Source organism: Herbiconiux ginsengi (genome assembly GCF_900107435.1).
Taxonomy (GTDB): domain Bacteria; phylum Actinomycetota; class Actinomycetes; order Actinomycetales; family Microbacteriaceae; genus Herbiconiux; species Herbiconiux ginsengi.
The window spans coordinates 670,716-689,593 of record NZ_FNPZ01000003.1 but is presented as its reverse complement, the minus strand read 5'-3'; the positions used below and the strand labels follow the sequence as shown (position 1 = coordinate 689,593).

Genomic DNA, 18,878 nt, shown 5'->3' with positions numbered 1-18,878 from the left:
GAATCATCCACGCACCAGAGGACTTCACCATGACCGCCTCCCCCGACCAGATCGCCGCTCTCGCTGCCGAACTCACCGAGTTGCTCGGCGAGCGCGGGATCACCACCGAACTCCGTGGCCGCGAGAAGGCCTCGCTCGACGGCGCGAAGATGTCGCCGATCCTGGCCGAGCAGCTTCCGCTCGGGCTCGCCGACATCGTGGCCTTCCCGGCGAGCGCCGAGCAGATCGTCCAGACCGTCGCCGCTGCGGTGCGCCACGGCGTCGCCGTGACGCCGCGCGGCAAGGGCACGGGCAACTACGGCCAGGCCATCCCCCTCGAGGGCGGGCTGGTGCTCGACACGTCGAAGGCCCGGGCCGTGGTCGAGGTGGGCGAGGGCTACCTCGTGGCCGAAGCCGGCGCGACCATGGTCGCCATCGAACAGGCCGCGCGCGAAGCCGGGCAGCAGATCCTGATGTACCCCTCCACCGCCCAGTCGACGATCGGCGGCTTCCTGTCCGGCGGCTCGGGCGGCACGGGATCGATCAAGCACGGCTCGAACATGAGCGGCCGCTACGTGCTGGCGCTCGACGTCGTGCACGCCTCTCCGGTCGCCGAGCTCGTGCACCTCGAGGGCGAAGCCGCACAACCCTACGTGCACACCTACGGCACGGCCGGCATCATCGCCCGCGCCACCATCGCGCTCGAGCCGGTCCAGGAGTGGGTCGGCTTCTACGCCAGCTTCCCGTCGTTCGCCGACGCGACCTCCGTCATCCGCCAGGTCGGCTGGCTGGAACCCACGCCCCGCCTGGTCTCGGCCGATCTGCCGCGCATCGCCGATGCCCTGCCCGACGACCCGGCCATCCCGAAGGGTCGTGCGTCAATGCGCGCCATCCTCGATGCTTCGACCGTCGCCGCGGCGACGGCGCTCGTCGAGGGTGCCGGCGGCCGCGTGGAGGAGGTGCGCGAGGGCCCGCAGGCCACGGTGAAGATCTCGATGCTCTCCTACAACCACCCGATCGAGTGGCTGCAGAAGTCGGCCGAGGACACCTACTTCCACGTCGAGGTCTCCGGTGCGGCCCTTGTCGAACGCCTCGACGAGGTGCACGAGGTCTACCCCGGTGGGATGCTGCACATCGAGGCCCAGCGCGATCATCCGATCGGGATGCTCGCCGCGCCCTACGTCAGCGCCGAGGAGGTGTACGCGGGCTACGACCGGCTCGCCGCCATCGGTGTCGGTTTCCACAGCCCGCACCAGTGGTACGTCGACCACCAGGTCGAGCGCACGAAGGAGCTGGCCGCGCAGACCGATCCCGACGGACTCCTCAACCCGGGCAAGATCCCGCTGGCCGAGACCGTGCCGACGGGGGTGAAGTGGGCATGAGTCGCCGACTCGTCGAACTCTCCGGCACCGCAGCCACCGCGGCGCTCTCGTCCGATTCGGTGATCGTGCTGCCCACCGGTGCCATCGAGCACCACGGCCCGCACCTGCCGCTGATGACCGACTACCTCATCGCCGACAGCGTCGCCAACGCCTCGGTCGAGCGGGCCGCAGCCGAGGGTCAGGACGTCTGGATCCTCCCCACCATCGCCTACACGAAATCCGACGAGCACCACTGGGCGCCCGGCACGATGTGGATCAGTTGGGACACGCTGATGCAGACCGTCGTCGAGCTCGGCAACTCCATCGCCGCCACCCCGGCTCGCAAGCTCGTGTTCTTCAACGGGCACGGCGGCAACCTGGCTCTGCTGCAAGTGGCCTGCCGAGAGCTGCGACGCCGCTTCGGGTTGCAGACCTTCCTGATGGGGGCGACCGTGCCGTCGGGCGCGCACGACGGACCGGAGGAGTTCGGCCTCGGCATCCACGCCGGACACGCCGAGACCTCGCTCGTGCTGCACCTGCGCCCCGAGCTGGTGGACCTCTCGCTCGCCGAGCGCAGCGTTCCCGAGCACCTGGCCGGCTACGAGCACATCGGCTTCAAGAAGCGCGTGACCTTCGGCTGGCTCTCCAACGACTTCGCCACCAATGGCACGGTCGGCGACCCGACCGGCGCCACGGCGGCCTACGGCGCGGAGCTGTTCGAGGCATCGGTCGTCGACACGGTCGCGGCCCTCGCCGAGGTTGCCCGGTTCGACGCCTCGGGAGCGGCGTGAGCGCATCCGCCGCCGAGGAGATCGCCGGGCTGCTCGCCGCTTGGCTCCCGTCGAACGACGACCCCGCGCGCCCGCTCATGACGCTCAGCACCGGAACCTCGAGCGGGTACCCGGATGCGCGCACCGTGCTGCTCAGCGAGTACGACGAGCGGGGCTTCTTCTTCCACACCGACTCGCGCTCGCGCAAGGTGACCGATGTCACCGGTGATCCGCGGGCAGCGCTCACCCTGCTCTGGCCCGGCCGGCAGCTCGTGGTGCAGGGCGACGTCTCCCGCGCCGACGACGCCGAGGAACTCTGGGCCTACCGGCACCGCTCGCGCTACCTGCAGTTGCTCGCCTGGCTGAACACCCCCGAGTTCGCGGCCTTGCCCCTCGAAGAACGCCTGGTTCGCTGGGCGGAGTTCGACGCTGCGCATCCGGAGGGCGCCCTCGACCCGCCGCCCACCTGGTCGGGATTCCTGGTGCGCCCGGTGCGCCTCACCTTCTGGGAGGGCCGCCCCGACACCGCGAGCCGGCGCACCGAGTTCCGCCGCACCACCGACGGCTGGCAGACCGCGCTGCTCCCCGGCTGAGCGGCGCTACTTGTTGCCCGTGAGGGCCATCGTGCCGCCGAGTCCGATCATCATGACGCCGCCCGTGCCGCGCATCCGCGACATCCGCTTCGGCGACTTCGCGAACCAGTTGCGTGCGAAACCGGCCGAGAGCGCCCAGCCCGAGTCGCAGACCAACCCGATCATGATCGAGGTGAGCCCGAGTAGCAGCATCTGAAGCGGCACCGAGCCGGCCGAGTAGTCGACGAACTGCGGCAGCACGGCCACGAAGAAGACGATGGTCTTGGGATTGGTGAGCCCCACCACGAAGCCCTCCGCCACGAGTCGCCACGACGAGCGCACGGTGGTGCCCGCCTGCTCCCCCGCCACGACGTTGCGGTGCCGGATGGCCTGTACCCCGAGGTAGACGAGGTAGGCGGCTCCGACGAGCTTCACGATCGTGAAGGCCACGATGGACTGCGCCACGATCACGCCCACGCCGACCGCCACCGCCACCACCTGCGGCAGCGCGCCGAGGGCATTGCCGAGCACGCTGAGCAGCCCGCCCCGCCGGCCGAAGGCGAGCGACCGCCCGATCACGAAGAGCACGCTGGGCCCGGGGATGAGGATGATCACGAGCGCCGCGAGTGCGTACGCGAGCCAGTTGCCGAAAGGAACCATCCTTCGATATTAAGACCCCCGGTGTCGGCCGTCACGCCTAGGCTTCAGGGGTGACAGACCGCCGGCCCGATCCCACCAGCCGCGTCTCGGGCGAAGACTGGTACGGCCGCGAGCTCGGGGCCGACGACGTGTTCGAGGGCGTGCTCTTCCAGGACTGCGATTTCACCGAGCTGATCGATCACGGGGCGAGCTTCACCGATTGCGTGTTCCGCGGCGTGCGCTTCAACGTGTCCGAGCACACGGATGCCGCGTTCACGAACTGCACCTTCGAGCGGTGCTCCTCCTTCGACGCCTCGTTCACCCGCTGCAAGCTGGTGGGCAGCGCCTTCGTCTCCTGCGAGTGGGATCTGACGAAGGTCGACGGCGGCAACTGGGGCTTCGTGTCACTGGCTCGCAAAGACCTGAGCGGCGCATCCTTCACCGGGGTGCGGATGCGCGAGGCCGACCTGAGCGGCGCCCGCTGTGGTGGGGCGGTGCTGCGCGATCTCGACCTGAGCGGCGCCCTCTGGCACCGGGCCGAGCTCGCGGGCTGCGATCTGCGGGGCAGCGACCTCTCGTCGCTCGATCCGCTCACGGTCGAGCTGGCGAAGGCGATCGTGACCATCGATCAGGCGGTCACGATCGCCCAGGCCCTCCGTCTCGACGTGCGACCCGAGTAAGTACAACTCGCTACCCGAACCGCATCCGAGACACAACGCAACATCCGAGACGCAACGCAACGGGCCCTACTCGACGACCCAGAGTGAGCGTGAGGCCGCGCAGCGACCTCACGCGAACATGTCGCGCGGCGCCGGGCAAGGACCGGCGCCGCCCGAGGACGCCGCGCGAAGCACGGCGCCCGAGGCGACTAGTGCTGCAGCGCCTTCGCCTTCAGCAGGTTGTACTCGTCCTGGGTGATGGTGCCGGCATCCAGCAGCGCCTTGGCCTTCGCGATCTCGTCCGACGCGCTCGAACCCGCCACGTTACGGATGTAGTCGTCGGCCGCCGTCTGCGCCTGCTTGACCTCTTTGTTCTGACGCTCGGCCATGCCGCGACCGCGCGCGATGAGGTAGACCAAGGCGGTGATGAACGGCACGAAGATCAGGAAGAGGATCCACAGCGCCTTCCACCAGCCGTTCAGCTTGTGGTCGCGGAACAGGTCTCCGATGATCGCGAACAGCGCCATCAGGTAGGCGATGAACACGAACGCCCAGAGGAACCAGCCGATGACGTCCCAGAAATTTCCCCAGAAGCTCATGATGAGTCCTCCCAATCTGCCTCGTGTCGGGCGAGGCTTCCCCGGCGCGCGTAGGGCATGCCACCCATCACAGTAGCGGTCAGGAGAAGTTGGCGAGACCCTTTCCGATCACGACGACGCCGATGATCAACAGCAGAACGGCCATGACCGTCGAATTGTTGCGTGTCAGCCACCCTCGAAGGGATTCCAGCGGCGTGGCCATGCGCTGAGCGGCCGCCAGGTAGGCGATCACCGGAACGGCGACGGTGGATGCCGCGATCACCACGTAGACCACCACGGCGACGACGCTCGCTCCGGCGTTCGGAGCATCCGAACCGACCGCGACGCCGGCCGCCACACCCATGAGGAGGTTCTTCGGGTTCACGGCCGCCAGCACGAAGCCGAGAGCGAAACCGCGCCCTGCCGTCATCGAGTCGATGGCCGCCATCCACTTCGGGAGAACGGGCGCGATGCCCTCCTTGGGCCGCGAGCGCCACTGCCGCACGGCCAGGGCGAGGAGGGCGATGCCCAGCACGATCTTGATGACTCCCGAGATCGGCTTCGGCGCATCCGACCCCGACTCGGGCAGGAACGACGAGAGCAGCGCGAACACCACGACGGCCACGACGATGCCGAGCACCCAGCCCATCAGGAAGCCGACGCTCGTTCCGCGAGCCTTCGGCGAGAGCAGCATCAGGATGGCGGCGATGATCGGGATCGGACTGATCGCGACGCCGAGCGCCAGCGGGAGCACCTCGCCGATGACCTGACCCATGTCGTCCCCCGCTTCTCGTTGGTCACACCCTAGGGGTGGATCCGGTGCCGCGAACAGACCGCCACGCCTCGACGTCCCTGCGTGGTCACCGCTTCGCTGCGGCTGCGGCGATCCCCTCGGTCAGCACGGTCAGGAGCCTCGGCGAATCCATCTCGGGCAGGCGCACCTCGATCAGCACCGCCTTCTCGGTGTTCTCGTGGGCGAGCGCCAGCGCTTCCGCCAGCTCGTCCTGGCTGCCGACGGATGCGGTGACCACACGGTCGGCCGCGCCGAACGCGGCGGGAATCAGCGTCCAGTCCCACGGCGTGATGTCCTGGTAGACCGCCGACGGACTCTGGATCTTGCGCTCGACGGTGTAGCCGTCGTTGTTGAGCAGGAAGATCACCGGAGTGAACCCGCGGTGCAGGATCGTGGCGAGCTCCTGCACCGTCAACTGCGCCGCACCGTCGCCCACGAAGAGCACCGACCGCCGTTTCGGCTGCGCGAGGCAGGCGCCCAGCGTCGCCGGGATCGTGTAGCCGATCGACGACCAGACGGCTTGGCCGAGCAGGTCGGATTCATCGGGCAGCACCAGATCGAGCGCGCCGTAGAACGAGGTGCCGGCATCCGCGATCACCGTGGTGCCGGGCCGCAGCCAGCCCTGGATGGCCGCCCAGAAGAACTCCTGGTCGAGCGGTTCGCCCGCCAGGGGCGCGGCGGCGACCGCGACCGACGGATGCCCCACCGGCAGCACCTCGGCCCGCGGGGTCTGGCCCAACACGACGTGCAGGGCGCGCAGCGAGTCTTCGAGCCGCACGCCGTAGAAGGTGGTGTCGGCGATGCGGGCTGTGGTGAGGCCGAGCTCGATCGCGGCGTCCTCGTCGAAGCGCTGCGTGAAGAAGCCGGTGAGGAAGTCGCTCATCACGGTTCCCGCGAGAACGAGGAGCGGCGCGTCGTCGACGGCGGCGCGCGCCTCGTCGACCCGGGTGAAGGCGCCCATGTAGGTGCCGAGGCTGGCCGGATGCGACTCGTCGAGCACCGCTTTCGACATGTTCTGCGAAGCGATGTACACGCCGTCGTGGTCGGCGATCTGGCGGACGATCGCCTCGAGGCTGCAGCGGTGCACCTGCGAGCCGACCAGCATGGTCACCTGGTCGTGGCGGGCCACCGTCTCGGCGAGCATCGCCGTGAAGCGCTCGAGCTCGTTGCGGTCGCTCGACGCGGCCACCAGAGGCGTACGCAGGTTCGCGGCGTGCACCGGCAGGGTGGCGACGTCGCTCGGGATGCCGAGGTACACCGGCTTGGATTCACGGAGCGCGGTCATCAGCGCGGCGTCGATGTCGCGTGTGGCGGTCTGCGCCTTGACGACGGTCGCGCTGACCGTGACCTCGCGATAGGCGCGCAAGAAGTGGTCGTAGTCGCCGTCGATCAGGGTGTGGTGGAGGTGGGTGCCGGCCGCGCGGGCGCCGGTGGTGGGCATCCCGGTGATCTGCACAACGGGCACGTCTTCGGAGTAGCTGCCCGCCACCCCGTTGATGGCCGAGAGCTCGCCCACCCCGAAGGTCGTGACGAGGGCGCCGAGGCCCCGGCGCACGCGGGCGTAGCCGTCGGCCGCGTAGGCGGCGTTCAACTCGTTGGTCGAACCGACCCAGTGGAATCCTTCGACCGTCGCCATCTGATCGAGAAGGCTGAGGTTGAAGTCTCCCGGCAGGCCGAAGACGTGGTGGGCGCCGAGCTGCACGAGGCGGGTGGCGAGGTACTGACCGACGGTGACGGTCAGGGGGGCGGGTGTTCCGGATTGTGTCTGGTCACTCATGAGGAACAGCTTCTCATCCGGCGCGACCCCGCGCATCCGGTGCCGCGGACGCGTTCGGTCAGCCGAGACCGAGTCGCTCGGCCACCACACCCATCGCGTCGGCGAAGGCCACTTCGGCGCCCGCCGCAGGGCCGCCCGAGAGGTTGACGCCGGCCACTCCATCGACCGCCAGGAACTCCTCGCAGAGCCGGGTGATCGCATCCAGTGCTGCGTCGTACGGATGCGCGGCGTGCAGGATGCCGTCGAGGAACCCCTCGGGCAGCACCAGTGTCGTGAACGACTTCAGCAGCGACGCGCTCCCGGCGTCGATCACCATCGGCACGCACGGGATGAAGGCGGGCGCGATGCCCAGCCCGTGGCTCTCGGCGATGAATCGGCGCACGGGTTCGACGCCGCCCGAGTGGTTCACGAAGCAGACGTCGGCGCCGGCGAGCACCTTCTCGTGCAGGCGGGCGGCGCGGCGGTCGACGGGCGGAGTGAGCGGCGCCTCGGCCACCGACACGAGATGGCCGGCCTGGCGGGCGAGGGCGGTGAGCTGGGTGGAGTCGAGGTCGAAGACGGGCAGGGCGTCGTGCCGGTTGCCGGTGGCCGTGTGATCGCCGGTCACGCAGTGCACGCCGGCCACGCCCACGTCGGCGAGGCCGGCGAGCTCGCCCTCGAGGGCGACGCGGTTGCGGTCACGGCAATTCAGGCCCGTCCAGACGGCGAGCCCCTCGTTCTGCACCAGCTGGGCGCGGTAGCTCGGTGAGAACTGCACGCGTGACCGGCCGGAGTCGCCGGCGAGCGTCGCATCCACCCGCCCGGCGAGGGCCTGCGCGCAGTCGGTGAGCGAGGCGCGGTCGACGGATCGGCCCGGGAAGTCGGCGACCACGATGGGGCGAGCGGCCAGCAGGGCGCGCATCGCGGCCGCGCCCCGCTGAGGAGCGACCGGGAACTCGTGGGCATCGGCGAGGTGGTGCACGTCGACGGAAGCGTGCCCGGCCGCCACGACCGCGTGCCCGGTGGCGGCGCCCGCACCCTCGATGGCGGCGTTCGCCACGCCCGTGGGCGAGAGCGGGTTCGGCGCGATCCCGTGCCACCGCACCGTGGGCGTCTCGAGGAACACGCAGCGGAAGTCGCCGACCTCGCAGCTGCCGTCGAACTCCACGCCGCCGCAGGGACCGTACTCCATGTGCTTGGGGCAGGCGAGGCGCTGCTCGGTGGTGACGACCATCCGCTCATGGTAACCGGGGCCTGTGACCGCTGTGTTTCGCGTCCGTTCCTCCACATCGCCGACGACTCCCGAATCCCTCCCCCGTTGGAGGCGGTCGGGTGCGCGGGGTGAGCGACATGGTGTGGAATAGCAGTCAGCCCGTTCTCGCCCCCACCCGCCTCACCCTCAGGAGCCCGGATGTCTCAGCCCTACGATCTCGCCATCCGCGCCTCTTCCGTGTTCACCGAAGGGCGGTGGCGGCCGGCCACCATCGCCGTGCGCGGCGGCGTGGTGGCGGCGATCGCCGACCACGACGAGGAGGTGCCGGCGCACACCGTCGTCACCCTGCCCGAGGGTCAGGTTCTGGTGCCCGGCATCGTCGACTCGCACGTGCACGTCAACGAGCCGGGTCGCACGGAGTGGGAGGGCTTCACCACGGCGACGCGCGCGGCCGCGGCCGGAGGGGTCACCACGATCGTCGACATGCCGCTGAACAGCATCCCGCCCACCACGACGGTCGAGGCACTTCACCTCAAGCGCGCGGCGGCTGCTCCTCAGGCGAGCGTCGACGTGGGGTTCTGGGGCGGAGCCATCCCGTCGAGCCTCGGCGCCCTCGAGCCGCTCTGGGCGGCCGGCGTGTTCGGGTTCAAGGCGTTCCTCTCTCCGTCGGGGGTCGACGAGTTCCCGCATCTCTCGACCGCCCAGCTGCGCTCGGCGCTCACGGAGATCGCCGGGTTCGGGGGGCTGCTCATCGTGCACGCCGAAGATCCCGAGGTGCTCGATCGTTCGGGCAACCACGGCGGCGCCGACTACGGCGCGTTCGTGGCGTCACGGCCCGAGCTGGCCGAGGAGGATGCGATCGCCCATGTCATCGACGGCGTGCGCGCCACGGGGGCACGCGCCCACATCCTGCACCTCTCGAGCGCACGGGCCCTCGGTGCCATTCGCGCGGCGAAGGCCGAGGGGCTGCCGATCACGGTCGAGACCTGCCCGCACTATCTCAGCTTCTCGGCCGAGCACATCCCCGACGGGGCCACCCAGTTCAAGTGCTGTCCGCCCATTCGCGACGAGGCGAACCGCGACCTGCTCTGGGAGGCGTTGCTCGACGGCACGATCGACCTGATCGCCTCCGACCACTCCCCCTCCACCGCCGAGCTGAAGTTCGCTGGCGACGGTGACTTCCAGGAGGCCTGGGGCGGTATCTCCGGGCTGCAGCTGAGCTTCCCCGCGGTCTGGACGGCGGCACGAGAGCGTGGCATTCCGCTCGAGCGGGTGCTCGGCTGGATGGCGGTGAACACGGCGGCCCTGCTCGGTCTCGACGAGGTGAAGGGCGCCATCGCGGTGGGCGCCGATGCCGATCTCGTCGCGTTCTCGCCCGACGAATCGTTCGCCGTGCACGCCGAGGAGCTCGAGCACAAGAACGCGGTCTCGGCCTACGACGGCCGCACCCTGCGTGGGGTCGTCGAGACCACGTGGTTGGCGGGTGAAGTGGTGTACCTCCGCGGCGAGGCCGACGGTGAGCGGATGCCGCGGGGGCGCCTGCTCGAACGGCGTTCCACGCCCTGAGTCGCCACGTAAATTGATCGTTAATTCCTGCGGGCGAGGCGCGCATCCGTCTCGGGCCCGCAGCACCGCACGTCAGACTGGAAGCGCGTGGCCTTGCGATGTCTCGCCGCGCAGGGAGTAGGAACCATGTCGATCATCCTCGGTCCGCATCAGTACGGCAAAGCGGAGAACCGCATCGTGCGGATCTACCGTGATTCCCCGCGCCACGAGATCCATGACGTGAACGTCTCCACGGCGCTGCGGGGCGATTTCGACGCGGCGCACCTGCGGGGCGACCAGGGCACGGTGCTCCCCACCGACACGCAGAAGCAGACCGCCTACTCCTACGCGAAGGAGAAGGGGCTCCTCTCGATCGAGAGCTACGGTCTCGAGCTGGCCCGCCACTTCGTCGACGACGTGGAGCCGGTGTCGGGTGCCCGGATCGAGATCGAGGAGTTCGCCTGGGAGCGCGTGCTGGTCGACGGCTCCGAGCACGACTTCACCTTCGTGCGCAAGGGTCAGGAGATCCGCACGGCCGCGATCACGGTCGAGGGTTCGGGCGACGCGCAACGGGAATGGGTGATCGGCGGGTTCAAAGACCTGGTCATCCTGAAGACCACGGGGTCGGAGTTCCACGGTTTCCTCGAAGACGAGTACACGCTGTTGCAGCCCACGACCGACCGCATCATGGCCACCTCATTGGTGGCGCAATGGCGCTTCACGACGACCGATGTCGACTGGGAGGCCACCTACGCCGGCATCAAGCAGATCATGGTGTCGACCTTCGCCACCGTGCACTCGCTGGCGTTGCAGCAGACGCTCTACGAGATGGGCAAGGCGGTGCTGGAGGCCTACCCGTTCATCGCGGAGATTCGGATGTCGGCGCCGAACAAGCACCATTTCCTCTACGACCTGGCTCCGTTCGGTCTCACGAACGACAACGAGGTCTTCAACGCCGACGATCGCCCCTACGGCCTCATCCAGGCTTCGGTGCTCCGCGACGACGCTCCGGATGCGGGCCCCGCCTGGACCATCGCCGGCGGTTTCGCCTAAGCCCGCCGACCCGTCCCCGGACCCACGGCGGGTCCGCCGATGAGTCCTACCGCGTCACGATCGCCGACACCCGGCCGCCCTACCCCGAGTCAGCGCCGCAGGATCGCTCTACCGGCCCACCCCGGCCCGTGTCACAGGATGGCCGCACCCGGCCCATCCCGACCAGTCTCGCGCACTGACCGAACCCCATCCCACCACGTCGCGGGATGGCATGCATCTGTCCCATGCCCGGCCGATGTGTCGGAACAGCCTGCCGCCCCAAGGCCGGCCGCAGCATCGTGATGGCTCGCACCCGCCCAACCGGTGGCCGGTGCAGTGGAGCCATGCTCACCACCCGGGCAGCGGTTGCCACCGCTCCATCCTCAGCCGGTCAAGCCGAGATCGAAGGCGCGGCGGCATGGTCTCCGGGCGGCGAGCCTGGTTCGCGCGTGCGCGCTCTCGGGGCGGGAGCATGCCGCCGGGGTTGTGGGTGTGGGTCAGGCGGCGGTGTGGTGTCGTGGGGGCAGGGTGGTGCGGCGGCGGGTCGTGGGAATGGGGGTTTGCTCGGGGTCGCGCCAGCGGGGTGGCACGAGGTGGGGAACACCGGCGTGCATGATGAGCTTCCAGGCCGATTTGTGGAGGTGGCTGTGGTGGAAGTGACACAGCAGCACTCCGTTGTCGATGTCGGTGCGCCCCGGTAGGTGATCGGGTGATGCCCACTCGGTGACGTGGTGGGTTTCGCACCAGGCGGGCGGCCGGTCGCAGCCGTGCCAGACGCAGCCGCCGTCGCGGGCGGCGAGGGCCCGGTTCTGGGCGGGGCTGAACAATCGGCGGGTCTTGCCGAGGTGCAAGACCTCGCCGCGGTCGCCGAGCACGGTGGTCACGACCGGGGCGTGGCAGCGGAGCTGCTCGATGGCGGCCACCGGAACGGGCTCTTCGATGCCGTCGATCCAGCCCACCCCGCGCCCGGCTTCCAGGTCGGCGAGGGTGACGTGCACGTTCACGGTGGTGGTCGAGCCGTTGAGGTGGGGCATGTCGGGCGCGGCCGCGGCGCGGGCGATGAGTTCGGTGACGGTGTCGACGTTCTTCTGCGCCGGGGTGCGGTCATCGGCGGTGATGGTCTGCGTGACGTACTCGTCTTCGGACACGAACCGCGGACCGGTGACACGCGCATCCGCCCCCTCCGGCCCCACAGCATCCGGCGTGGCGACACCCGACCCTGCGGCACCCGACCGGTCCGGATCGGAACCGGAGGCGCACGTGCCAGAAGAACCGGGGCGGGTGATACGCGGACTCTGCAGCGCCTCGATGCTGGAGCACCACACCCCGGCCTGCTCCGGGGTGAGCGCGAACCGGCCCCGAACCATCCCATCCGCCGACCGGGAGAACGTCAACGACCGCTGCTGCTGAAGCACCTCATCACGCGGCGCCGCACCATCCGGGTCGAGGAGCTCCCGCAACCGGACAGCGAGCGCCGCCGTCTGATCCGGTGTCAGACCCCACGTCACGGTCTCCTCGACCAGACTCTGCTCGGCCTCGGCGACCGCGTCAGCGGGCAGACCCCGCCCGATCAGGTGCGCGCACTGCTTCGTGATCACCACCGCGGCCTCGACGGCGAGCACCCCACGATTCAACCCCTCGGACACGCGAGGAAACGGCTCCGGCCCCTGCACGCCACCGAGCTGCAGCGCGCCCCGCAGGCGCTGCCCGAGCGCGAGACGCTTCTGGCTCTCGGCCACCGACACCCCGGCCACCGCCGACACGAGCTTCGCCGGGCTGGTGAAGTTCTGCGACCGGCTCAACCCCTCATCACCCAACTCCGGCCGTGACCGAGCCCCCACTTCACCCGCGAACCGCACCCGAGCCGCATCCACCAGCCGACCCAGCCGCTCCAACCCCGCCACCTCAGCGAGCAGACCCGCATCCGAAAGACCACCCGGATCGGCACTCAGAACGGCACCGAGATCGACACCGAGATCGGCGAACACCGAGTCGAGTCGAGGTGCGATTGGCATGCCTTCATTCTACCAAGACAAGGCGAGAAATGCTCGCCTAATCACACGGGCGGGCCTGCTTTCAACCCCGCGAATCGGGGTCAACTCCCCCGATAGGTCGAGTACGCGAACGGGCTCAGCAGCAACGGCACATGGTAGTGCGCCGCCGCGTCGGACAGCTCGAAGACGATCTGCACCTCCGGATAGAAGGCGCGCACCTCCTGCTCGGCGAAGTAGGTGGCCGTGTCGAACGTCACGCGATAGCGGCCGACAGGCAGCGCGACCGGGCCGAGCCGGCTGGCGCGGCCGTCGGCGTCCGTCTCGGCCGATCCGATCATCACCCAGTTGCCGACATCGTCGTGCTCGAGGATCACCGGCACCCCGGCGGCCGGGAGACCGATGGTCGAGTCGAGCACATGGGTGGTGACGTGGCTGCGTTCGGTGTCGTTCGCGGTGGTCATGGTGCTCCTGTCGAGGTCGTTGAGCAGAGGCGGAGGTCGGTGGGAACGAGGCGGAGGTCGGTGAACAGGGTGGAGAGAGCGGATGACATAGCTCTCGGCGCGGACTGCCACGCAGAGCCGAGCGGGCGTCAGACCGGATACAACGACCGTAGCCGGAGCATCGTGATGTCGTGCAATTCGGAGGCGACGGTCGCCGCCTCGGTGGCGTCGTCGAGTTCGAGACGGCGCGTGAGCTCGGCGAGGATCTCGGCCCGCGACCGCCCGGCGGCCCGGATCAGGAACACCCGGTCGAACCGCTCCTCGTAGGCCGTGTTGCCGGCGGCGATCGCATCGGCCAGGTCGGCGTCGGATGCCTCGGCCGCGGCCTGCTCGCCCCGGCTGAACCGCTGCGACCGCCCGTCGCCCTGGGCGCGTTCGCCGATCCGCGGATGGTGCGCGAGGGCCGCATCGACTTCGTCGGGCGTGAGTGACGCCGCCACCCGATCCGCGGTCGCCAGCAACTCGGCCGGCGTCGCGTACGGCGCCCCGCCGGCGACCTCGGCGACGAACCGCTCGACACCGAGACACGAATGCAGGGCCTCGCGGAGCTCGGCGGAATCGATGACGGCAGCGGAGGAGTCGGCCATGTCGTCCAGCTTACGATGAGGAGGTGACGAGCCCTGCCGATCCCCCGAGCTCGCCGGCGCTGCCCGGAGCGGTGGGTGTGCTGCTCGCGGCCGGCGCCGGGCGGCGGATGGGGCGGCCCAAAGCTCTCGTGGTCGGCGACGACGGCGAACCGTGGCTGGTGCGCGGCGTGCGCGTGCTGCGGGAGGGCGGATGCGCCGATGTCGTCGTCGTGCTCGGCGCCGAAGCGGCACGCGCCCGGGCGCTGCTGGCGGCCTCGACGCCCAGCCGCTCGAGCGGCGCCGGCACCGGCACGGATGCCCGTTCCGGCAACCCGGCCGACGCACCCAGCTCATCCGACACACCCACCGCACCCACCCCACCCGACCAGGCCGACCCACCCACCGCATCCGACCCACCCGATTCGTCCCCTCCGCCCGGCGACATCCGCATCGTCGAGGTCGCGGATTGGCTCGAAGGCATCGGCGCCTCATTGCGCGCCGGTCTCGCCGACGTCCGGAATGCCGGCGAAGCGAGCACCGCCGCCCGCTTCGCGGTCGTCACCCTCGTCGACCTGCCCGAGCTGCGCCCCGAGGCGATCCGCCGCCTGGCCACCGGAGCCACGGAGACCTCCCTGCGACAGGCGTTCTACGCGGGACGCCCCGGACATCCGGTGGTCATCGGCGCCGCCCACCTGGACGCCCTCCGCGCGACGCTCCACGGCGACGTCGGTGCGCGCCCCTACCTCCGGGCCAACGGGGCCGAAGCCGTCGACTGCACGGATCTCGGCGGTGGAGACGACGTGGATGCGCCGCCCCTCCGCGCGGGCTGATGCTCCCCCGCGACTTCCCCGGGAATCGGGAAGTCCGAACCGCCGTCAGGCGTTGAATTGCGACATGACAGCAACCGGACTCACCACCATCGGATTCATCGGCGCCGGCCACATCGGCAGCCAGCTCGCCCGCCTCGCCGTGGCACACGGCTACTCGGTCGTGCTCAGCAACTCGCGCGGACCGGAGACCCTCACCGAGCTCGTCGAGGAGCTCGGTCCGCAGGCCACCGCTGCGACCTCGCAGCAAGCCGCCGCCGCGGGTGATCTCGTGGTCGTAACCGTGCCCTTCAAGAACTACCTCGACGTGCCCGCCGCGCCCCTGGCCGGCACGATCGTGATCGACACGAACAACTACTACTGGGAACGCGACGGCCGCATCACCCCGCTCGAGGAGCAGACCACGACCGTCTCCGAGCTGCTCCAGGCACACCTGCCCGGCGCGAAAGTGGTCAAGGCCTTCAACAACATCATGGCCGCCGACCTCACCGTCGACGGCTCGCCCGCCGGCACTCCCGGCCGCCGCGCCCTGCCGATCGCGGGCGACGACGACGCGGCGAAAGCCACCGTGACCGCCCTCCTCGACGAGTTCGGCTTCGACGCCGTCGACGCCGGTCCCCTCGCGGAGGGCTGGCGCTACCAGCGTGATACGCCCGCCTACGTCACCCGCATGACCGCGGATGAGGCGCGCGAGAAGCTCGCGCAAGCCACGCGATAGCTACTCCAGCTCCCCCAGCCCGTCCAGCAACCCGTTGATCGCCGCGATGCGCGTTCGGCTCTCGCGGGTGCGGGCGGCCAGGGCGTTGCTGGCGAGCACGTTGACGAGGCTCATCGCGCTCGCGTAGCTGTCGAGCGCCGACACGCTGTCGATCGGGCACTCCAACCACACGGCCGCGAACTCCGCATACCGCCGCGCCGACGCGTCGCCGATCAGGATCACCGGCACCCCTCGCGCCGCCACCCCCGCGATGAGGGCGCCGAAGCCGGCCGGACGCCGCCGGAATCCGAACAACACGACGGCGTCTCGCGCATCCCGGTCGGCGAATTCCTCGGCGAGCGTCTGCCCGGGCTGCGGTGCCAGGTGCACCCCGGCGCGCGACTGCGCCAACTGCTCACGCAGGTGCAGCGCGAGCGCGTAGCTGTTGCGCAACCCCACGACGGTCACCGAGCGGCTGCGCACGAGCAGCGAGGTCGTCTGTTCGAGGCGCTCCGGCCCGAGAGCGTCGAGACAGCGCCGCAGGTTCTCCACCTCGCGCACGAGGTGGGCCGACAGGTCGGCGGATGCGCCGGGTGCGATCCCGCCCACCGGAACGCCCGACGACCGCAACGACCGCGCGTGCTCCCGCACCTCCTGCGCGTTCTCGAAGCCGAGCCGCCGGAACAGTCGTGACACCGTGGCCTTCGAGACCCCGCTGCGCTGCGCGAGTTCGGTGCCGGAGTAGACCGCGAGATCGCTGAGGTGATCGAGGATGAAGTCGGCCGCCCGCTGCTCCTGCGGCGACAGCTCGCCGTAGGAGCGGTCGATCCGCTGCCCGATGTTCATGATCTCCGTGGTCATGGCTCAGACTCCGTGCGGCGGCGCAGCCGGGGCGAGCGTCGCCTCCGCCGTCAGGGCGTCCTCCGCATCCGCCAGAGCGAGCACCGCGCGCTCGAACGCGTCGATGGTCTTCGCCACGTCGTCTTCGGTCACGTGCTCGGCCGGGTTGTGACTCACGCCGCCTTCGCAGCGCACGAAGAGCATCCCGATCTCCGCGATCTCGGCCACCGCCATCGCGTCGTGCCCGGCCTTCGAGAACAGAGACATCGGGCGGTGGTCGCCGGTCGAACGGATGCCCTCGGCGATCACCCCGCGCAGCCGCGCGCTGCAGACCGCGGCCGGCGCGGAGTGGGTCTCAACACTCTCCCAGCGAAGGCGGCGCTGACGGCAGATGTCGGAGAGCATGTCCTGGATGACGGTCCAGATACGATCGCGTTCGCTGTCGTACTCGCCGCGCAGGTCGAGGCTGAACTCGACCTTGCCCGGGATGACGTTGACGGCATCCGGAAACACCTCGAGGTGCCCAACGGTGGCGATGAGCTGGGCCGAGCGGGCGATGCGCTCGATGGCGATGATCGCATCCGCTGCTCCCGCGAGAGCGTCGCGACGCCGCTCGTAGGGGGTGCCGGAGTGCCCGGCTCTGCCGATCACGGTCACGAGGAAGCGACGGGCGCCGGCGATCGAGGAGACGATGCCGAGCGCCTTGTTCTCGTCTTCGAGGTATGGTCCCTGCTCGATGTGGGCCTCGAGGTAGCCGATGAGCTCGTCGGGGCGGCGGGCAGCATCTCCGATGCGCGCAGGGTCGAGGCCCCACGCGGTGAAGGCATCGCGCAGCGAGACGCCGTCTTCGCCCCGGAGCTCCCACCACGCGTCGTCCCAGGTGCCGGCGAGGGCACGGCTGCCGAGCAGGGCGCGGCCGAAGCGCGTGCCCTCCTCGTCGGCGAAGGCCACCACCTCGAGCGCGAAGGGCAGGCGGCGGCCGGATGCCTGGATGCGCTGCACGACCGCGATGGCGGTCAAGACGCCGAGGATGCCGTCGTACCGTCCGGCCGAGGGCACCGTGTCGAGGTGGCTGCCGAGCAACAGAGCCGGAAGCCCCGGCACGACACCCTCGAGGCGGCCGCACTGGTTGCCCGCGGCGTCCTGCCAGGTGGTCATGCCGGCCTCGGTCATCCACTCGGCCGCGAGGGCGTTGACCTCGGCGTGCTCCTTCGAGAGGTAGACCCGTTCGATCAAGCCGTCGGGGAGGGAGGAGTGTGTGGCGAGCTCGTCGCAGCGCGCGAGGATGCTGGAGGCGTCTGTCATTTGGCGTCCTCGTAGAGGTCGTAGGCCGCACCGACGCCACCACCGCCGACGACGGGGGCGCCGTGGCGGCGGAGCACCTGCTCGAGGGCGGCGAGGGTCGTGAGCACCGCATCCGTGCGGGCGTTGTAGCCCATGGTGCCGATGCGCCAGACCTTGCCGTGCAGCGGTCCGAACGAGGTGCCGATCTCGATGCCGAAGTCCGTCAGCAGCTCCCCGCGCACGGCGTCGCCGTTCACCGCATCCGGGATCACCACCGCCACCACGTTGTTCATCTTCACCGCGAGATCGCCGAACACCTGGAGCCCCAGACCGTGCACCCCGGCGAGCATCGCGGCGCCGTGCAGCCGGTGGCGCTCGACCGCCGCGTCGAGACCTTCCTCGACGAGCAGTCGCGCGCACTCCCGAGCCCCGTAGAGCATCGTGGTGGCCTCGGTGTGATGGTTGAGGCGCTTCTCGCCCCAGTAGTCGAAGATCATCGCGAGATCGAAGTAGTTCGAGCGGATGCGCGTGTGCGCGATCTCGGCGTCGCTCCCGGCGATACCCGCCTCGATGCTCTTGCGGCCGTTGATCACCTCGACCGCCTTCGCCGAGAAGGTGGCGGGCGCCGATCCCGAAGGACCACCGAGGCACTTCTGGAGGCCCGCGGTCACTGCGTCCAGACCCAGCGCATCCGTCGCGAATGCGTTGCCGCCGAGGGAGGCCGTGACGTCGGTGTAGAACAAGACGCCGTGCTTCTCGCAGAGCTCGCCGAGTCCCTCGAGCGGTTGCGCCACCGTGGTGCTCGTGTCGCCGTGCACGACGGCGAGGAGCTTCGGCCGGGTCTCGACGATGGCCGCCTCGATCTCGGCCTCGGTGAACACCGTGCCCCACTCGCGCTCGATGACGTGCACCTCGGCGCCCACCCGCTCGGCGATCTCGCGCAGGAGGTGCCCGAAACGGCCGAAGATCGGCACCAGCACGCGGTCGCCGGGCGCGACGAGCGACACGATCGCCGCTTCGATGCCGGCGCGAGACGTGCCGTCGATGAGCAGCGTCTGCTCGTTCGCGGTGCGGAACACCGCGCGGTACAGCGCCATGGTCTCGTTCATGTAGGCCGTCATCGCCGGGTCGTACTGGCCCACCAGCTGCGCCGACATCGCCCGCAACACCCGCGGATCGGCGTTGATGGGCCCCGGGCCCATGAGCAGTCGCGGCGGCGGGTTGATCGGCTGGCTGGAAATGGCTGCTCCTCGGGGCGTCGGCGAAATACCTG

Annotated in this window: 19 protein-coding genes; 8 read left to right on the top strand and 11 right to left on the bottom strand. The window is 70.0% G+C overall.

What is annotated here, in order from left to right:
* Positions 1-29: 29 nt before the first annotated feature.
* From BLW00_RS16050 to BLW00_RS16040, 3 genes are read left to right on the top strand one after another with little or no spacing between them, the layout of a single operon-like run.
* A complete protein-coding gene (locus BLW00_RS16050) occupies positions 30-1,361 on the top strand; it encodes an FAD-binding oxidoreductase (protein ID WP_092555911.1) in 1,332 nt (443 codons plus the stop codon).
* Entirely contained in the window at positions 1,358-2,131 is a 774-nt protein-coding gene (locus BLW00_RS16045) for a creatininase family protein (protein WP_092555909.1), read from the top strand. The genes BLW00_RS16050 and BLW00_RS16045 overlap by 4 nt, the downstream gene beginning before the upstream one ends.
* On the top strand, positions 2,128-2,703 hold the full coding sequence (locus tag BLW00_RS16040; protein WP_092555907.1) for a pyridoxine/pyridoxamine 5'-phosphate oxidase: 576 nt from the start codon (positions 2,128-2,130) through the stop codon (positions 2,701-2,703). The genes BLW00_RS16045 and BLW00_RS16040 overlap by 4 nt, the downstream gene beginning before the upstream one ends.
* Positions 2,704-2,709: 6 nt before the next feature.
* Here the strand turns inward: BLW00_RS16040 and BLW00_RS16035 are convergent, their stop codons facing one another.
* The gene (locus BLW00_RS16035; protein ID WP_092555905.1) at positions 2,710-3,342 is read right to left on the bottom strand and encodes a LysE family translocator; all 633 of its coding nucleotides are present in this window, start codon (positions 3,340-3,342) and stop codon (positions 2,710-2,712) included.
* Between the two features lie 50 nt (positions 3,343-3,392).
* Here BLW00_RS16035 and BLW00_RS16030 point away from each other — a divergent pair, with 50 nt between their 5' ends.
* The gene (locus BLW00_RS16030) at positions 3,393-4,001 is read left to right on the top strand and encodes a pentapeptide repeat-containing protein (protein ID WP_092555903.1); all 609 of its coding nucleotides are present in this window, start codon (positions 3,393-3,395) and stop codon (positions 3,999-4,001) included.
* Positions 4,002-4,189: 188 nt separating this feature from the next.
* Here BLW00_RS16030 and BLW00_RS16025 read toward each other — a convergent pair whose 3' ends face one another.
* The 4 genes from BLW00_RS16025 to BLW00_RS23520 all read right to left on the bottom strand — a co-directional run bounded on the left by BLW00_RS16025 (position 4,190) and on the right by BLW00_RS23520 (position 8,341).
* Complete coding sequence (locus BLW00_RS16025; RefSeq protein ID WP_092555901.1) at positions 4,190-4,579, bottom strand: SHOCT domain-containing protein; 390 nt, start codon at positions 4,577-4,579, stop codon at positions 4,190-4,192.
* Between the two features lie 79 nt (positions 4,580-4,658).
* On the bottom strand, positions 4,659-5,333 hold the full coding sequence (locus BLW00_RS16020) for a GAP family protein (RefSeq protein ID WP_092555899.1): 675 nt from the start codon (positions 5,331-5,333) through the stop codon (positions 4,659-4,661).
* Between the two features lie 85 nt (positions 5,334-5,418).
* On the bottom strand, positions 5,419-7,128 hold the full coding sequence (locus tag BLW00_RS16015; protein ID WP_175494316.1) for an alpha-keto acid decarboxylase family protein: 1,710 nt from the start codon (positions 7,126-7,128) through the stop codon (positions 5,419-5,421).
* Between the two features lie 58 nt (positions 7,129-7,186).
* Positions 7,187-8,341, bottom strand: a complete 1,155-nt coding sequence (locus BLW00_RS23520; protein WP_092555895.1) for a methylenetetrahydrofolate reductase C-terminal domain-containing protein — start codon at positions 8,339-8,341, stop codon at positions 7,187-7,189.
* Positions 8,342-8,518: 177 nt separating this feature from the next.
* On the opposite strand from BLW00_RS23520, the gene allB reads away from it, so the two are divergent.
* Both allB and pucL read left to right on the top strand, forming a co-directional pair.
* A complete protein-coding gene (gene allB / locus BLW00_RS16005; protein WP_092555894.1) occupies positions 8,519-9,886 on the top strand; it encodes an allantoinase AllB in 1,368 nt (455 codons plus the stop codon).
* A gap of 126 nt (positions 9,887-10,012) precedes the next feature.
* Entirely contained in the window at positions 10,013-10,918 is a 906-nt protein-coding gene (gene pucL / locus BLW00_RS16000; protein ID WP_092555893.1) for a factor-independent urate hydroxylase, read from the top strand.
* 476 nt (positions 10,919-11,394) lie between these two features.
* Here pucL and BLW00_RS15995 read toward each other — a convergent pair whose 3' ends face one another.
* From BLW00_RS15995 to uraD, 3 genes are all read right to left on the bottom strand, one after another.
* A complete protein-coding gene (locus tag BLW00_RS15995; RefSeq protein ID WP_092555892.1) occupies positions 11,395-12,912 on the bottom strand; it encodes an HNH endonuclease signature motif containing protein in 1,518 nt (505 codons plus the stop codon).
* 80 nt (positions 12,913-12,992) lie between these two features.
* Positions 12,993-13,352: a hydroxyisourate hydrolase gene (gene uraH / locus BLW00_RS15990; protein ID WP_092555891.1), complete on the bottom strand. Its 360-nt coding sequence runs from the start codon at positions 13,350-13,352 to the stop codon at positions 12,993-12,995.
* A gap of 128 nt (positions 13,353-13,480) precedes the next feature.
* The gene (gene uraD, locus BLW00_RS15985; protein ID WP_092555890.1) at positions 13,481-13,978 is read right to left on the bottom strand and encodes a 2-oxo-4-hydroxy-4-carboxy-5-ureidoimidazoline decarboxylase; all 498 of its coding nucleotides are present in this window, start codon (positions 13,976-13,978) and stop codon (positions 13,481-13,483) included.
* A 23-nt stretch (positions 13,979-14,001) separates the two neighbouring features.
* On the opposite strand from uraD, the gene BLW00_RS15980 reads away from it, so the two are divergent.
* Together BLW00_RS15980 and BLW00_RS15975 are read left to right on the top strand one after the other, a co-directional pair.
* Positions 14,002-14,787, top strand: a complete 786-nt coding sequence (locus BLW00_RS15980; RefSeq protein ID WP_139256743.1) for a nucleotidyltransferase family protein — start codon at positions 14,002-14,004, stop codon at positions 14,785-14,787.
* A 64-nt stretch (positions 14,788-14,851) separates the two neighbouring features.
* Positions 14,852-15,502: an NADPH-dependent F420 reductase gene (locus tag BLW00_RS15975; protein WP_092555889.1), complete on the top strand. Its 651-nt coding sequence runs from the start codon at positions 14,852-14,854 to the stop codon at positions 15,500-15,502.
* Here BLW00_RS15975 and BLW00_RS15970 read toward each other — a convergent pair whose 3' ends face one another.
* Genes BLW00_RS15970 through BLW00_RS15960 form a run of 3 tightly spaced genes read right to left on the bottom strand, consistent with a single transcriptional unit; the run spans position 15,503 to position 18,807 of the window.
* On the bottom strand, positions 15,503-16,342 hold the full coding sequence (locus BLW00_RS15970) for a MurR/RpiR family transcriptional regulator (RefSeq protein ID WP_245741625.1): 840 nt from the start codon (positions 16,340-16,342) through the stop codon (positions 15,503-15,505).
* Between the two features lie 3 nt (positions 16,343-16,345).
* Entirely contained in the window at positions 16,346-17,626 is a 1,281-nt protein-coding gene (locus tag BLW00_RS15965; protein WP_092555888.1) for an allantoate amidohydrolase, read from the bottom strand.
* Positions 17,623-18,807 carry a pyridoxal-phosphate-dependent aminotransferase family protein gene (locus BLW00_RS15960; protein ID WP_092555886.1) on the bottom strand — a complete coding sequence of 395 codons (1,185 nt, stop codon included), beginning with the start codon at positions 18,805-18,807 and terminating at the stop codon, positions 17,623-17,625. Before BLW00_RS15960 ends, BLW00_RS15965 begins: the two co-directional genes overlap by 4 nt.
* Positions 18,808-18,878: the final 71 nt, after the last annotated feature.

Bases quoted from the DNA above. Each gene is read 5' to 3' on its own strand.
- uraH (WP_092555891.1), bottom strand. From the start codon at position 13,352: ATGACCACCGCGAACGACACCGAACGCAGCCACGTCACCACCCATGTG.
- BLW00_RS16020 (WP_092555899.1), bottom strand. From the start codon at position 5,333: ATGGGTCAGGTCATCGGCGAGGTGCTCCCGCTGGCGCTCGGCGTCGCG.
- BLW00_RS16035 (WP_092555905.1), bottom strand. From the start codon at position 3,342: ATGGTTCCTTTCGGCAACTGGCTCGCGTACGCACTCGCGGCGCTCGTG.
- pucL (WP_092555893.1), top strand. From the start codon at position 10,013: ATGTCGATCATCCTCGGTCCGCATCAGTACGGCAAAGCGGAGAACCGC.
- BLW00_RS15960 (WP_092555886.1), bottom strand. From the start codon at position 18,807: ATGGGCCCGGGGCCCATCAACGCCGATCCGCGGGTGTTGCGGGCGATG.
- BLW00_RS15975 (WP_092555889.1), top strand. From the start codon at position 14,852: ATGACAGCAACCGGACTCACCACCATCGGATTCATCGGCGCCGGCCAC.
- allB (WP_092555894.1), top strand. From the start codon at position 8,519: ATGTCTCAGCCCTACGATCTCGCCATCCGCGCCTCTTCCGTGTTCACC.
- BLW00_RS15965 (WP_092555888.1), bottom strand. From the start codon at position 17,626: ATGACAGACGCCTCCAGCATCCTCGCGCGCTGCGACGAGCTCGCCACA.
- uraD (WP_092555890.1), bottom strand. From the start codon at position 13,978: ATGGCCGACTCCTCCGCTGCCGTCATCGATTCCGCCGAGCTCCGCGAG.
- BLW00_RS15995 (WP_092555892.1), bottom strand. From the start codon at position 12,912: ATGCCAATCGCACCTCGACTCGACTCGGTGTTCGCCGATCTCGGTGTC.
- BLW00_RS16015 (WP_175494316.1), bottom strand. From the start codon at position 7,128: ATGAGTGACCAGACACAATCCGGAACACCCGCCCCCCTGACCGTCACC.
- BLW00_RS15970 (WP_245741625.1), bottom strand. From the start codon at position 16,342: ATGACCACGGAGATCATGAACATCGGGCAGCGGATCGACCGCTCCTAC.
- BLW00_RS23520 (WP_092555895.1), bottom strand. From the start codon at position 8,341: ATGGTCGTCACCACCGAGCAGCGCCTCGCCTGCCCCAAGCACATGGAG.
- BLW00_RS16025 (WP_092555901.1), bottom strand. From the start codon at position 4,579: ATGAGCTTCTGGGGAAATTTCTGGGACGTCATCGGCTGGTTCCTCTGG.
- BLW00_RS16045 (WP_092555909.1), top strand. From the start codon at position 1,358: ATGAGTCGCCGACTCGTCGAACTCTCCGGCACCGCAGCCACCGCGGCG.
- BLW00_RS16050 (WP_092555911.1), top strand. From the start codon at position 30: ATGACCGCCTCCCCCGACCAGATCGCCGCTCTCGCTGCCGAACTCACC.